The 14,443-nt window shown below is 59.6% G+C and carries 10 protein-coding genes; 6 read left to right on the top strand and 4 right to left on the bottom strand.

Annotated elements, in window-relative coordinates:
- Positions 1 to 71: 71 nt before the first annotated feature.
- Positions 72 to 1,283 (bottom strand): ubiquinone biosynthesis hydroxylase, encoded by a 1,212-nt coding sequence (locus tag Q4481_RS24135; RefSeq protein ID WP_304378988.1) that lies wholly within the window; start codon positions 1,281 to 1,283, stop codon positions 72 to 74.
- A gap of 91 nt (positions 1,284 to 1,374) precedes the next feature.
- Between Q4481_RS24135 and tesB the strand changes: the two genes are divergently transcribed.
- The 3 genes from tesB to Q4481_RS24120 all read left to right on the top strand — a co-directional run bounded on the left by tesB (position 1,375) and on the right by Q4481_RS24120 (position 4,292).
- Positions 1,375 to 2,259, top strand: a complete 885-nt coding sequence (gene tesB / locus Q4481_RS24130; RefSeq protein WP_304378987.1) for an acyl-CoA thioesterase II — start codon at positions 1,375 to 1,377, stop codon at positions 2,257 to 2,259.
- A 222-nt stretch (positions 2,260 to 2,481) separates the two neighbouring features.
- Positions 2,482 to 2,832 carry a P-II family nitrogen regulator gene (locus tag Q4481_RS24125; protein ID WP_304378986.1) on the top strand — a complete coding sequence of 117 codons (351 nt, stop codon included), beginning with the start codon at positions 2,482 to 2,484 and terminating at the stop codon, positions 2,830 to 2,832.
- A 29-nt stretch (positions 2,833 to 2,861) separates the two neighbouring features.
- Positions 2,862 to 4,292: an ammonium transporter gene (locus Q4481_RS24120; RefSeq protein ID WP_304378985.1), complete on the top strand. Its 1,431-nt coding sequence runs from the start codon at positions 2,862 to 2,864 to the stop codon at positions 4,290 to 4,292.
- 177 nt (positions 4,293 to 4,469) lie between these two features.
- On the opposite strand, the gene Q4481_RS24115 is transcribed toward Q4481_RS24120, so the two are convergent.
- Together Q4481_RS24115 and Q4481_RS24110 are read right to left on the bottom strand one after the other, a co-directional pair.
- Entirely contained in the window at positions 4,470 to 5,696 is a 1,227-nt protein-coding gene (locus Q4481_RS24115) for an AGE family epimerase/isomerase (RefSeq protein ID WP_304378984.1), read from the bottom strand.
- A 41-nt stretch (positions 5,697 to 5,737) separates the two neighbouring features.
- Complete coding sequence (locus Q4481_RS24110; protein WP_304378983.1) at positions 5,738 to 6,907, bottom strand: M20 aminoacylase family protein; 1,170 nt, start codon at positions 6,905 to 6,907, stop codon at positions 5,738 to 5,740.
- Between the two features lie 150 nt (positions 6,908 to 7,057).
- Between Q4481_RS24110 and Q4481_RS24105 the strand changes: the two genes are divergently transcribed.
- The 3 genes from Q4481_RS24105 to clpB all read left to right on the top strand — a co-directional run bounded on the left by Q4481_RS24105 (position 7,058) and on the right by clpB (position 12,135).
- A complete protein-coding gene (locus Q4481_RS24105) occupies positions 7,058 to 8,170 on the top strand; it encodes a D-alanyl-D-alanine carboxypeptidase family protein (protein WP_304378982.1) in 1,113 nt (370 codons plus the stop codon).
- Entirely contained in the window at positions 8,170 to 9,336 is a 1,167-nt protein-coding gene (locus tag Q4481_RS24100; protein WP_304378981.1) for a CobW family GTP-binding protein, read from the top strand. The genes Q4481_RS24105 and Q4481_RS24100 overlap by 1 nt, the downstream gene beginning before the upstream one ends.
- 198 nt (positions 9,337 to 9,534) lie before the next feature.
- A complete protein-coding gene (gene clpB / locus Q4481_RS24095; protein WP_304378980.1) occupies positions 9,535 to 12,135 on the top strand; it encodes an ATP-dependent chaperone ClpB in 2,601 nt (866 codons plus the stop codon).
- Between the two features lie 56 nt (positions 12,136 to 12,191).
- Here clpB and Q4481_RS24090 read toward each other — a convergent pair whose 3' ends face one another.
- On the bottom strand, positions 12,192 to 14,126 hold the full coding sequence (locus tag Q4481_RS24090) for a M23 family metallopeptidase (protein ID WP_304378979.1): 1,935 nt from the start codon (positions 14,124 to 14,126) through the stop codon (positions 12,192 to 12,194).
- Positions 14,127 to 14,443 lie beyond the last annotated feature (317 nt).

Here is a 14,443-nt window from a genome sequence, read left to right as displayed (position 1 = left end):
GCTGAAAATCATCCGCCGTCACGCCGTCCTTGAGGATGTTAGCCGGATCGTATCATATCCGGCTTCACCCATCACGGCATCGTGCCGCCCAGAAGCTTCGGGTCCGCCCCGGATGCAATCGAGGCCTGGTTGATGAAGAAGTTCTTGAGCGAAGGCATACGGTCGACCAGCCCAAGCCCGAAATCGCGCATCAGCCGGATCGGGGTAATGTCGTTCGAGAACAGGCGGTTGAGCACGTCGGTGGTCACGCCCATGCGGAACGTGTCGAAGCGGCGCCATGTCTGGTAGCGTTCCAGCACATTTTCGGCGCCGATATCGAGGCCGAGGCGATCGGCATCGACGATTGTTTCGGCGAGTGCCGCCACATCCTTGAAGCCGAGATTGAGGCCCTGACCCGAAATCGGGTGAATGCCGTGCGCAGCATCACCCGCAAGCACGAAGCGCTGGGCGATGAAGCTGCGCGCCAGCGTCAGCCCGAGCGGATAGGCGCGGCGCGGACCGACCACCCGGAGATTGCCGAGCTTGTGGCCGAAGCGACGCTCCAGTTCGGCCTCGAACACCAACTCGTCGCCATTGACCAGCGCGTCGGCATCGGCGGTGCGTTCGTTCCACACCAGAGAGGAACGATTGCCGGGCAGGGGCAGGATGGCAAAGGGGCCGGCGGGCAGGAAATGTTCCTCCGCCACGCCTTCGTGCGGCCGCTCATGCTCCACCGTGGTAACGATGCCCGACTGGCCATAATCCCAATGCACGGTCTTGATGCCGGCCGCATCGCGCAGCTTCGATTTTGCGCCGTCGCAGGCCACCAGAAGCCGCGCCTCGATCACCTCGCCGGTCGAAAGCGTCGCCGTCGCGCAACGCTGGTCGGCGCGATAGCTGACCACTGTGGTGGCAAAGCGCAAATCGACGCCAAGTTCGCCTGCAGCGCGCAGCAGCGGGCCGATCATCGCCGGGTTGGGAACCATATGGGCGAAGGGCTGGCCGTCGGCGACCTTACCATCGAAGGTCAGGAACACGGGGCGCACCGGATCGGCGAGCTTCGAATCGGTGATGACCATGCGGTTGATCGGCTGCGCCTGCGGCAGGATCTCGCTCCAGAGGCCGAGCGCATCGAGAAGCCGCGATGCCGCAGCGGCAATGGCAGACGCGCGACCATCGCGCTTCCAGGCATCCTCGGGTGCCGCATCCACCACCATGATGTTGAGGTGAGGGGCTGCCTTCTTGATCGAAACGGCGACCGAAAGGCCGACATAACCACCGCCTGCCACCAGAATATCAAGCATTTTCCACTCCAGATCTTATCTTCTTGCTGATCGGTTGGCGGCGAGTATAGAGGAAGACGTTGATTGAGGATACAGTCCGGAGCCCGACATAATGCCGCGCATTGCCCCCGCCGTGAACAATATCGCCAGCCTGATCGAGATTCTCGATCTCGAACGCCTGGAAGAAGACCTCTTTCGGGGCGTCAGCCCCAATATCGGATGGCAACGTGTTTTCGGCGGTCAGGTGATTGCCCAGGCGCTGGTGGCGGCAACCCGGACAGTGGCGCCCGACCGCCATGTGCATTCGCTTCATTCCTATTTCATGCGCCCGGGCGATCCCAAGGTGCCGATCGTCTTTGAGGTCGATCGCATTCGCGACGGCGGCAGCTTTACCACCCGCCGGGTTGTCGCGATCCAGCATGGCAAGGCGATCTTCTCGCTGTCCGCGTCCTACCAACTGGATGAGGAAGGCTTCAGCCACCAGGCCCAGATGCCGGACATTCCCGGCCCCGATGACGTGCCCACCGGGCGCGATGTCTATGAGACGCTGCTGGAAGGTGCGCCGGAGCATGTGCGGAATTACTGGACGCGCGATCGCCCGGTGGAAATGCGCCCGGTTTCGCTAACGCATTATGTCTCGGACGAGAAACTGGATCCGATCCAGCATGTCTGGGTGCGGGCCGCAGGTGCCGTTCCCGGGGATCGCGCCCTGCAGTCGGCAATTTTGGCCTATATTTCCGACATGACGCTGCTCGATACCTCGCTCTTTCCGCATGGGAAATCCGCCTTCGACAAGCAGTTGCAGGTGGCGAGCCTTGATCATGCCATGTGGTTCCACAGCCCTTCCAGCCTCGATGACTGGCTGCTTTATACCCAGGACAGCCCGTTTTCTGGCGGAGGGCGCGGGCTCAGCCGTGGACAGATGTTCGACCGGTCTGGACGTCTGATCGTGTCGGTTGCGCAGGAAGGTCTGATTCGGAAACGTGCAGATGCCTAACTGAAGTGCAATTTTCAAAAATTGCCCAAATTTTCACCAGACGAAAACGGCAGCGATGCCGTTTTTTTAGTATCATCAATTATTATTGTTTATTTTCAAATCGTTAACATCCGAACTCGAATCTGGCACGGCCCTTGTATGTAGAGGAGCAGTCACGGGAGGGCGTTAAGGGGCTTCCTGCGATCACGGAAAGGCGGTCACCGCCGGAATATTCGTCAAAGGATGGGAAACCAGATGAAAATTGTGATGGCCATTATCAAGCCGTTCAAGCTGGACGAAGTGCGCGAAGCACTGACTGCTGTCGGCATCCAGGGCCTGACTGTAACCGAAGTAAAGGGTTACGGCCGGCAGAAGGGACACACTGAAATCTATCGCGGCACGGAATATGCCGTCAGCTTCCTTCCGAAGCTCAAGATCGAACTCGCCGTTTCTTCCGAACTGGTGGACAAGGCTGTCGAGGCGATCGCCGGCGCTGCCAAGACCGGCCAGATCGGCGATGGCAAGATCTTCGTCTATTCGCTCGACCATGCCGTCCGCATCCGCACCGGCGAAACCGATTCCGAAGCGCTCTAACGCTTGATATTTGCAGGGAGTTCTACCTGATGTCACTTTCCAAAATCTCGAGTTCCGTGGCCAAGGGCTGGCTCGCGCTGGGCGTAGCCCTCGCGCCCGCATTCGCCTTTGCGCAGGAGGCCGCCGCGCCGGCTGCTGAGACACCGGCTGCAGCGCCGGCCATGACCATTGACAAGGGCGACACCACCTGGATGTTGCTCTCTACCATTCTTGTCCTGCTGATGACCGTTCCGGGCCTTGCACTGTTTTACGGTGGCCTCGTGCGCGCCAAGAACATGTTGTCCGTTCTTATGCAGGTCCTGATGATTGCTTCTGTCGGCATGATCGTCTGGGTAGCCTATGGATATTCGCTTTCCTTCACCGACGGCGGCTCTCTGAACAGCTTTGTCGGCGGTTTCTCCAAGGCTTTCCTCTCGGGCGTAGACGTGACCACGATGGCTGAGAGCTTCTCGAAGGGCGTAGCCATTCCGGAACTCGTGTTCGTCTGCTTCCAGATGACGTTCGCGGCTATCACCCCCGGCCTCATCGTCGGCGCTTTTGCCGAGCGGGTGAAGTTCTCCGCTGTTATTCTCTTTACGATCCTGTGGCTGACCTTCGTCTACTTCCCGGTTGCCCATATGGTTTGGTTCTGGGGTGGTCCGAGCGCTTATGATGGCCCGACCGGTCTCATCTTCGGTTTTGGCGCGATCGATTTCGCCGGCGGCACCGTCGTTCACATCAATGCAGGTATCGCTGGTCTCATCGGCGCGATCATGGTTGGCAAGCGTACCGGCTATGGCAAGGACATGATGGCTCCGCATTCGATGACACTGACCATGGTCGGCGCGTCGCTTCTTTGGGTTGGCTGGTTCGGGTTCAATGCCGGCTCCAATCTCGAAGCCAACGGCTATGCAGTGCTTGCTATGATCAACACCTTTGTGGCGACTGCAGCGGCTGTGATTTCCTGGTCCATCGTCGAAACGATCACGCGTGGCAAGGCTTCTATCCTCGGTGCGGTTTCCGGCGCAGTTGCCGGTCTGGTGGTTGTCACTCCGGCCGCTGGCTTTGTTGGCCCGATGGGCGCCATTGTTATGGGTCTCATTGTGTCGCCGGCCTGCTACTTCTTCGTGTCGGTGGTCAAGAACAAGTTCGGTTATGACGACACGGCCGACGTGTTTGGCGTCCACTGCGTTGGCGGCATCATCGGCGCACTCCTGACTGGCGTCTTCGTGAACCCGGCTCTGGGCGGTGCTGGCATTGTCGATTACTCGACCGCAGATTTCGCCGCAGGCTATGCCGGAACTGCGACCCAGCTTTGGGCCCAGTTCAAGGGTGTGATCGTGACCCTCCTGTGGTCTGGCATCATTTCGGCCATCCTTTACAAGGTTGTCGACCTGATCGTCGGTCTGCGCGTGCCGGTGGAAGCCGAGCGCGAAGGTCTCGACCTCGCTTCGCACGGCGAAGCTGCCTACCACAGCTAAGAACAGTTGGCGGCGCTCCCCTGCGCCGCCCATCCTCCCGTCGCGGTTATATGAGCCCATATGAACCGCTTTTGGCCCGGAGTTTTCTCCGGGCCCTTTTCTTTGTGCCGTTGACGATTGCGGACATGAAAAAGCCCGCGATGTGCGGGCTTTCGTGAGGGTCATGATTGGCTGAATTCAGCCTTCCTGACTTTCGAGAATGGCGCGGGTCAGCGAGCCGGTCTTGGGGAAGATCGGAATGAGGCAGGCCTGCAGCGCGTGGTAGATATCGCCCTTGCCGGCAAAAAGGGTATGGGCCGGAACCAGATCTTCGGTCAGCTCTTCATGCCAGCCGCCCTGGTCGCGATCGAGAAAGTGATTGGCGATGGTGTTCCAGATCAGCCGATAGCTGTCTTCATGCATGTCGGACGGGCAATGCTCAACGAGAAACGCTGCCGCACCGGCCGCCTCCGCCATCGGCCACCAGAGTTTCGAGCGCTTGGCCGGCTGGTCGTCCCAATCGAGCGTATAGAAGAAGCCTTTTTTGCGTCGATCCCATCCGAGGGCCATCGACTGGGCGAAGAGCTGTTCGGCTGCGGGCTTCATCCAGTCATGTTCGCCATCGGTGAGTTGGTCGAGTTGCAGGATCAGCCGTGCCCATTCCAGCCAGTGGCCCGGCGTGGTACCGGACGGGCGGAACATCTCGTTGCCGCGGTAATCCTTGAGCAGGTTCCAGTTTTCGTCGAAATGTTCGCCGACGCGGAAACCCGTCTCACGTGCCTTGCGGTTGATGATGAGATCGGCGATCGACAGCGCCATATCGAGGAAGCCCTGTTCCTCGGTCACCTCATAGGCAGCCATCAGGGCTTCGGTCAGGTGCATGTTCGAATTCTGGCCGCGATAGCCGGGCACCGGCGACCAATCGGCCGAAAATTCCTCGGCGATCGCGCCATGTGCATCCTCCCAGAAACGATCCTGAAGGATGTTGGTGACATCCTCGAGCATCGGGCCGGCGAGCGGATGGCCGGCGAGGGCGGCAGACGAAGCTGCCAGCAGCACGAAGGCATGACCATAACCCTGCTTGCTCGCATCCTTCGGGCCATCATTGCCCATGGTCCAGAAATAGCCGCCATGCTTCTGGTCGCGGTGTTGATTGAAGAGATAATCCATACCGTGATCGATGAGATCGGCGCAGCCCGGGCGTCCGAGCAGATGGCCGATTGTCATGCAATGAACCATGCGGGCGGTGGTGTGGATGCCGCGGCTCGGATCATCGCCGCCCAACGGCTTGCCTGAAGAATCAAACTCGAAAAAGCCGCCACGCGGATTGATCGAGCGCCATTGGAAATAGTCAAACAGGCGCGTCGCCTCACCCATCAGCCAGTCGCGATGGGTCTGCAGCGTCATCCAGTTGGCGGCACTCATGGTCTTTCCTCCCGAAGGTATGCGTTCGGCGTTTCGTATGATCAGGACAGGGCTGAAAGCCGGCTTTCAGCCAGCCGCACCCAGTAGGAAACGCCGAAGGGTATGGTTGCATCGTTGAAATCGTAACGCGGATTGTGCAGGCCAGCCGTGTCGCCATTGCCCACGAAGATGAAGTTGCCCGGGCGAGCCTCGAGCATATAGGAAAAATCCTCGCCGCCCATGGTGGGATCGGTGGAGGCTTCGACATTGGCAGGGCCGGCAATTTCTGCAGCAACGGCAAGCGCCGCATCCGTCTGTGACGCATGATTGAGCGTGACCGGATAACCGGAGCGAATGGTCACGGATGCTTCGGCGCCATGGGCGGCAGCGATGCCTTTGGCGATGTCGCGCAACCGCGCCTTGGCGAAATCGCGCAAGTCCGGCGTCAGTGTCCGGATGGTGCCGCCGAGCTTTACCTCGTCGGGAATGACGTTGCTGGCATGGCCGGCTGTCAGCATGGTCACCGAAACCACGACCGATTGCAGCGGATCGGCCTGGCGCGAGGCGATCGATTGCAGGGACGTGATGACATGCGCTGCAACCACCACCGGATCGGTGGTCTTGTGCGGCATCGCCGCATGGCCGCCGCGACCGCGAATGATGATCGAGAATTCGTCGGTGGCAGCCATGATCGGGCCGTTGCGGGTGGCGAACTGTCCCACGGGCAGGCCCGGCATATTGTGCATGCCGTAGACTTCCGCGATGCCGAAGCGCGTCATCAGCCCGTCATCGACCATCACCTTGCCGCCACCGCCGCCTTCTTCGGCGGGTTGGAAGATGACAGCGACGGCGCCTTTGAAGTTGCGGGTTTCGGTCAGATAGCGGGCGGCGCCCAGAAGCATGGCGGTATGGCCGTCATGTCCGCAGGCATGCATTTTGCCCCTGGTTTTCGAGGCCCATTCGACGCCGGATTCTTCGGTGATCGGCAGCGCATCCATATCGGCTCTCAGCCCGACGACCGGACCGTTGCCCTGATTGCCGCGGATAATGCCGACAACACCGGTGCGGCCAAGACCCTTAACCACCTCGTCACAACCGAATTCCCTGAGCTTTGCTTCGACAAAGCCTGCCGTTTTCACCACATCGAACATCAGTTCTGGCATTTGATGCAGTTCGCGCCGCCAAGCGGCGATTTCATCCTGCATGGCACTGATACGGTTGAGGACGGGCATGGGCACCTCGAAACGTGATTTGTAACCTCAAGGAGGCGTTCAAAGGGGTGTAAATAACGGCAAAAAAAAGGATCTGCCATTTATCTGCCATATAGGCTAAATACGGGCCGGTAAAGAAATTCTATCGATCGACAGCCGGGACAATCAAGCATGAAGGCATGGTTCGAGCGCGCGATGCGCGGCACAGTTTGCATTTCAACGGCACTGGCAATGTGCGGCGCAAGCCTGCTTCCCGCGGCTGCGGGGCCGCATCTGCTGGTCGATGTGCAGACGGGCAAGGTTATCGAACATGAGGATGCTTTCCAGCGCTGGTATCCGGCATCGCTGACCAAGCTGATGACGGCCTATACTGTGTTCCGGCAGATCGATGCCGGCCGGCTCAGCCTTTCGACCCCGATCATCATGAGCAAGAAGTCTGCCGCCCAGCCGGCTTCGAAAATGTATCTCAAGCCAGGCGATTCCATGACGCTTGACGATGCGCTCAAGGTGCTGCTCGTCAAATCTGCCAATGATGTCGCTTACGCGATCGCCGAGAATGTCAGCGGTTCGATGCCGGATTTCGTCAATCTGATGAACGCGGAAGCCGCCCGACTCGGCATGACTTCGACCCATTTCATCAATCCGAACGGTCTGCCCGGCAAGGGGCAATATACGACGGCGCACGATCTCGGCATTCTTGCGGTCACGCTCAAGCGGAACTATCCGCAATATGCGCATTATTTCTCGCTGGAAGGCATCAAGGTCGGAAAACGGGAATATGGCAATTACAACAAGCTGATTGGCCGGTTTCCGGGCGCCGATGGCATGAAGACCGGCTTCATCTGTGCCTCCGGCTTCAACCAGGTCTCGTCCGCCACCCGCGGCGGCAGGACCGTCGTATCCGTCGTTCTCGGCTCCGATAGCCTGATCGCCCGCGCCGATCTTTCGGCGGCTCTCCTGGAAAAGGGTCTTTCGACCCGGACCGGCTTTTCGATGCCCGCAATCGAAAGGCTGCCGGCCTATGGGGCAACGCGTGATGTCGTGAGCGACATTTCCGAGGATATCTGCAAGAAGAAGGGCAAGAAGGTTCGTTCGGAAGGGCAGGATGATGCGCACGATCCGAAGGTCGTCTCTCCCTTCTCCAAGCCGATCGATCGCCCGCTCAATGTGGCGCTGATAACCATCATTCCCGCCGGCAAGGCCATGGCTGACGCCAAACTTTCGAACGATGAGGGCGAAGTCGCCCACGGCATTCCGATTCCAGAACCGCGGCCGCTCAACTGATGCTGCCCGCCGCCCGCATTCCTGTCGAAATCATCACCGGATTTCTCGGGGCTGGAAAGTCGACATTGCTCAACCGCCTGCTGCGCCATCCGGCGATGGCCGATGCTGCTGTGATCGTCAACGAATTCGGCGAAGTCGGCATCGACCATCTTCTCGTTGAAGCCTCCGGCGATTCCATGGTGGAACTGTCGAACGGATGCCTGTGCTGCACCGTCCGCGGCGAGCTTGCCGATACATTGCTCGGCTTTCGCGATGCTATGGCTGAAGGCCGGATGAAGAGGCTCAGCCGGATCGTGATCGAAACGACCGGACTTGCGGATCCGGGCCCTGTGATCCAGTCGATCATCGGCCATCCGGAACTGTCGGTTTCCTTCGCACTCGATGGAGTCGTCACCCTGGTCGATTGCGTCAACGGCCTGTCGACGCTCGACCATCATGAAGAGGCGCGCCGCCAGGTAGCCTATGCGGATCGGCTGATCCTGTCGAAACTGTCGCTTGCAGATGAAACTCGGGTCCCGTTGCTGCGCCAGCGCTTGCGTGCGCTTAATCCAACCGCGCCGATGCTCGATGGAGATGCGGAGCAGGTTGCTGACCCTGCGACGCTTGCGGCCGGCCTTTATGACCCGGCGACCCGCACGGCAGATGTTCGGCGCTGGCTGCATGACGAGGTGATCGCAGACGATCATGTCTGCAACGATCAGTGCGACCACGATCATCATGACCATAGTCATCACCATCACCACCATGACCATCATCATCACCATGATCACGGTCATGGGCATCGTCATGGTGATGGGATCGAAAGTTTCTCCATCCTGCATGATCGGCCGGTCGCACCTGCGGCGCTCGCCATGTTCGTCGATCTTTTGCGGTCGGCCCATGCGGAGAAGCTCCTGCGCATGAAGGCGATCGTCCAACTGGCGGATGATCCGGAACGGCCGCTTGTGCTGCATGGGGTGCAGAGCGTGTTTCACACGCCGGAACGGCTTGAGTGCTGGCCGGAAGCATCGGACAGGCGAAGCCGCCTGGTGCTTATCACCCAGGGCCTGTCCCAGGAATTCGTCCGTGAGCTTTTCGATGCCTTCACCGGCACGCCGAGGGTGGATCGTCCGGACCGACAGGCGCTGGAGGACAATCCGCTTGCCATCCCCGGAATGAAGATGTGAGCGCGCCGTACCGCGTTTGACGTTTTTCAAGTTGCTGGAAGTGCAACAAAAATCCTGCCCGGACGATCTTTAATTTCGCGATTGCAACCCCATATCTCGCTCAAAGGGGCAAGTCCCCAACGGTTCGCCGCATTCGGGAGCCGGATCTGACCAAACGCTTCCGCGCCTTGAAGGGCGGAGCGGGAAACGGAGTGACATATGAATATCCAGAAATATTCTGAACGTGTGCGTGGCTTCCTGCAAAATGCGCAGACCCATGCGCTTGGCGAGGGCCATCCGCAATTTACAGCCGAACATGTGCTGAAGGCGCTGCTCGATGACGAGCAGGGCATGGCGGCTTCCCTGATTGATCGTGCCGGTGGCGATTCCAAGATTGCGCGGCTTGCCAATGACGAAGCTCTGAAGAAGCTGCCCAAATCCACCGGCGGCAATGGTCAGCTGGCATTGGCCCAGCCGCTTGCACGCATTTTCAACAATGCCGAGGAACAGGCCAAGAAGACTGGCGACAGTTTCGTCACCGTCGAGCGGTTGCTCGTGGCGCTTGCACTTGAAAGCTCGGCATCGACTGCCGACAGTCTTAAGAAGGCCGGCGTCAATCCGCAGGCTCTCAATCAGGTCATCAACGAGATCCGCAAGGGCCGTACCGCTGATTCTGCCAATGCAGAGCAAGGGTTCGATTCGCTTAAGAAATATGCCCGCGATCTGACGGCAGAAGCCCGCGAGGGCCGACTCGATCCGGTCATCGGCCGTGATGACGAGATCCGCAGAACGATCCAGGTTCTGTCACGCCGGACCAAGAACAATCCCGTGCTGATCGGTGAACCCGGCGTCGGCAAGACGGCGATTGCCGAAGGTCTTGCGCTGCGGATCGTCAATGGCGATGTGCCGGAAAGCCTCAAGGAGAAGAAGCTGATGGCGCTCGATATGGGCGCATTGATCGCAGGCGCCAAGTTCCGAGGCGAGTTCGAAGAGCGGCTGAAGGCCGTGCTCAACGAGGTGCAGTCGGAAAACGGCGAGATCATTCTCTTCATCGACGAAATGCACACGCTGGTGGGTGCAGGCAAGGCTGATGGCGCCATGGATGCGTCCAATCTCTTGAAGCCGGCTCTGGCGCGCGGCGAACTGCATTGCGTCGGCGCAACCACGCTCGATGAGTATCGCAAGCATGTCGAGAAGGATGCGGCTCTCGCCCGCCGGTTCCAGCCGGTTTTCGTCGAGGAGCCGACAGTCGAGGACACGATCTCGATCCTGCGTGGCCTCAAGGAGAAATACGAGCAGCACCACAAGGTGCGAATCTCGGATTCCGCGCTCGTGGCAGCGGCGACCCTGTCGAACCGCTACATCACCGACCGGTTCCTGCCGGACAAGGCCATCGACCTGATGGATGAAGCCGCATCTCGGCTGAGAATGCAGGTGGATTCCAAGCCCGAGGAACTTGATGAACTCGATCGCCGCATCATTCAGCTCAAGATCGAGCGTGAGGCGCTGAAGAAGGAAACCGACCAGGCTTCGCAGGATCGGCTTCTGCGGCTCGAAACCGATCTTTCCGGTCTAGAAGAGCAGGCCGATGCGCTGACGGCGCGCTGGCAGTCGGAAAAGCAGAAGCTCGGACTGGCAGCGGATCTCAAGAAGAAGCTTGATGAGGCGCGCAACGAACTTGCGATCGCGCAGCGCAAGGGTGAATACCAGCGTGCCGGCGAACTGGCCTACGGTACCATTCCGGCGCTCGAGAAGGAGCTGACCGATGCGGAGGCCAGTGATGGCAAGGGTGCCGCAATGGTGCAGGAGGTCGTGATTCCGGACCATATTGCCCATGTCGTCTCGCGCTGGACCGGCATTCCGGTCGACAAGATGCTGGAAGGCGAACGCGACAAGCTGCTTCGGATGGAAGACGAACTGGCGAAATCGGTCGTTGGTCAGGGTGATGCGGTGCAGGCGGTGTCGCGTGCGGTACGTCGTGCCCGCGCCGGTCTGCAGGACCCGAACCGTCCGATCGGCTCGTTCATCTTCCTCGGTCCGACCGGCGTCGGCAAGACGGAACTGACAAAGGCGCTTGCGCGCTTCCTGTTCGATGATGAAAGTGCGATCACCCGCATGGACATGTCGGAATATATGGAAAAGCATTCCGTATCGCGGCTCATCGGTGCGCCTCCCGGCTATGTCGGCTATGACGAAGGCGGCGCGCTGACCGAAGCGATCCGGCGGCGGCCCTATCAGGTGGTGCTGTTCGACGAGATCGAAAAGGCGCATCCGGATGTGTTCAACGTGCTTTTGCAGGTGCTTGACGATGGTCGCCTGACCGACGGTCAGGGACGGACGGTGGACTTCAAGAACACCATCATCATCATGACGTCGAATCTCGGCGCCGAATATCTGACCGCTCTTGGCGAGAACGATGATTCCGACAAGGTTCGCGACCAGGTGATGGATGTGGTCAAGATGTCCTTCCGGCCCGAGTTCCTCAACCGCGTCGATGAGATCATCCTGTTCCACCGGCTCCGCCGCTCGGAAATGGGTGCGATTGTCGATATCCAGCTTGGTCGCCTCGAACGGTTGCTGGCCGATCGCAAGATCGAACTGGAACTGGGGCAGGATGCCCGCAACTGGCTGGCCGAGAAGGGCTACGACCCGGTCTATGGCGCTCGTCCGCTGAAGCGCGCGATCCAGCGCTTCGTCCAGGACCCGCTGTCGGAACGGATCCTTGCCGGTCAGTTTCCGGATGGTTCGCATATCCTGGTGTCGGAAGGGTCGGACCGGCTCAACTTCACGCTGGGATCGGGGACGGCCAAGGCTGCCTGAGAGCCTTCGAAAAGCAGAATCAAGAGGGCCGGCGAACGTTTCGCCGGCCTTTTGCGTTACTGGCTTGCAACCTGTTTGGTGTCGCTTTTCGCCAGCAGCATATCGATGCGCTTGCGCTCTTCCTCGAACCGGGCAAGCTTGTCCCCCTCGAGGCTTCGGCCAGCCGGCAAGCGGATGCGTTGCGGGTCGACCTTGTTGCCATTGACGATCACTTCGTAATGCAGATGCGGCCCGGTCGAGAGGCCTGTGGTTCCGATCCAGCCGATCACCTGACCCTGGCGGACCCTCGCTCCCTCCTTGACACCCTTGGCGATTGCGCTCTGGTGATTGTAGGAGGTGACATAGCCATTCGGATGCTGGATCAGCGTCTGGTTACCATAGCCGCCCTTGTCCCATCCAGCCTTGATCACCACACCATTGCCGGCGGCAATGATCGGCGTGCCACGCGGAGCAGCCCAGTCGACACCGGTATGCATGCGCATATAGCCGAGAATCGGATGCCGTCGCATGCCGAAACCGGACTTGAACACGCCCTGCGGCACAGGGTTGCGAATGAGGAACTGTTCGAGACTGCGTCCATTGGCATCGAAATAATCAACCGTGTTGTCTTCCGGATCCTGGAATCTGTAAAGCGTCGTATCCGTATCGCCGAAGCGGGCACGAACATAGAGCAGTTCGGAATCACGGGTTGCTTCCCCGGTCGAATCGTCGAGGCCGAAGAACACATTCAGCGAATCCATCGGCTTCAGGCGCGCCTGAAAATCGACCCGGCTCGAGAGGAGCCGGACGAGACGTCCAATCATGTCCTTGTCCATGCCATAGGAAAGGGCGGCCCGGTAAATGCCATCATAGACGCGGGGCAACTGCGAGGAGTCTGCGATCGGAGCCGGTCCCGTATCAAAGGCCGTGGCGACGGCGCTGAGATAGGGCGGTTCGTTACCGGTTACGAAATGCCCCTTGTCGTCGACCGCAATCGTCAGCTGGTGAGTCCCTCGCGCATATAGGCTGACGCGGATGATACGCGCCTTTTCGCCTTCCTGCACGATGCAGACACGCAGCACATCGCCTTCGGACAGGTCGCGCCGGTTATAGATCGAGGCAAAGAAATCCTCGACATCCTTCGCTTCGGCCTTGGCGTAGCCTGCACTGACCATGGCGGTTGAAAGCGGCTCGCTTGTGCGGACAGGAATGATGTCCTCGGCATATTCTGGCGTCTTCTCTGTGATGGCGGTTGGAGCTGCCACACTGGAATTTTCCTCAACCACGCGGGCTGAGAAGCGGCCGATCAGATCGAGCGTGTCGGTGTCGGACGCGAAACGCTGCGGATCGACATAAAAGAGGGTTGCGACCTGCGCGTTTCCATCGGTCAGGACCGATCCATTTGTGCGGACCGTTTCCTCGACTTCATCGAGGGACATGGACGGGGCCAAAGGATAGTCGGAATGATCCGCCGGAAAATCGACGCTCTCAAGCGCGATTTCGGATTCGACATCGGATCCATAAAACACCGGCGCCGGTGTTGCGGCGACCCCGGGATCTCCGGCCGAGGCGATCTTCAGCGGATCGAATCGCGGATAGCTCTCGTCGGTCGAATAGTTGGCAGCCAGGTTCATTTTCACGAAGGCGAAGGGACGCTTGCGCACCACCTGCTTCTCACCTTCGACAACGACGGTGGGCACTTCCATGATTCGCTTGTCGGACGGCTTGGCTGTGAGACGGGTGGCAAACAGCCGCTTTCCCTTCTCGACGCTGCCGGCGGCGTCATCACCATCCTTGACCATTGCGGATGCTTCGGCGGGTACAGTCAGCTGCTCGCGCCCCTCGACGGCCGCGAAAAGTGCAACGCCCATAAGAATGGAGCTGGTGATGCCGGTCAGAAAGGTTCCGGAGAGCCAGCGTAGAGACACTTCGCGCCGATCGGGCGTCCGACGGCCATCCGCGAGGATGGGCGCTTCGCTTCCGATCGAGCGGGTTAGTCTGTCTTCAGTCATGCCTGGTCCATGCTCGGTTTCGATCCGGCCTAATGGCGGACCATGAGTGCAATAGAAAGGGACGCGAGTCAAATTTCCGTCCCCGATCCGCATCGTCGGACAGACTCCATGGGAGAAAAATTAGGACAAATCGCGGCAGCCGACGTTTGTCGGGCTTTGCGCCGAAAACCGGACCGCAACTGACGCTAAGATTTCAAAAAAACGTCATAAAAACGAAAAAAGCGTTTGACAGTCCGGGAGGCCCGTCTTATAAGCCGCGACATCGAAGGGGGCGGCGGTTGCTTCTAGCGGCTGCGGCGCTCGCTCCGGGGATTGGG

Origin of the sequence: Fluviirhizobium alvei, from assembly GCF_030551875.1 — a bacterium.
Lineage (GTDB): Bacteria > Pseudomonadota > Alphaproteobacteria > Rhizobiales > Rhizobiaceae > Rhizobium_E > Rhizobium_E alvei.
This window is presented reverse-complemented; position numbering and strand designations above follow the sequence as displayed.

Coding starts and splice junctions, on each gene's coding strand:
- Q4481_RS24120 (WP_304378985.1), top strand. CDS start 2,862: ATGTCACTTTCCAAAATCTCGAGTTCCGTGGCCAAGGGCTGGCTCGCG.
- clpB (WP_304378980.1), top strand. CDS start 9,535: ATGAATATCCAGAAATATTCTGAACGTGTGCGTGGCTTCCTGCAAAAT.
- Q4481_RS24135 (WP_304378988.1), bottom strand. CDS start 1,283: ATGCTTGATATTCTGGTGGCAGGCGGTGGTTATGTCGGCCTTTCGGTC.
- Q4481_RS24090 (WP_304378979.1), bottom strand. CDS start 14,126: ATGACTGAAGACAGACTAACCCGCTCGATCGGAAGCGAAGCGCCCATC.
- Q4481_RS24115 (WP_304378984.1), bottom strand. CDS start 5,696: ATGAGTGCCGCCAACTGGATGACGCTGCAGACCCATCGCGACTGGCTG.
- Q4481_RS24105 (WP_304378982.1), top strand. CDS start 7,058: ATGAAGGCATGGTTCGAGCGCGCGATGCGCGGCACAGTTTGCATTTCA.
- Q4481_RS24110 (WP_304378983.1), bottom strand. CDS start 6,907: ATGCCCGTCCTCAACCGTATCAGTGCCATGCAGGATGAAATCGCCGCT.
- Q4481_RS24100 (WP_304378981.1), top strand. CDS start 8,170: ATGCTGCCCGCCGCCCGCATTCCTGTCGAAATCATCACCGGATTTCTC.
- Q4481_RS24125 (WP_304378986.1), top strand. CDS start 2,482: ATGGGAAACCAGATGAAAATTGTGATGGCCATTATCAAGCCGTTCAAG.
- tesB (WP_304378987.1), top strand. CDS start 1,375: ATGCCGCGCATTGCCCCCGCCGTGAACAATATCGCCAGCCTGATCGAG.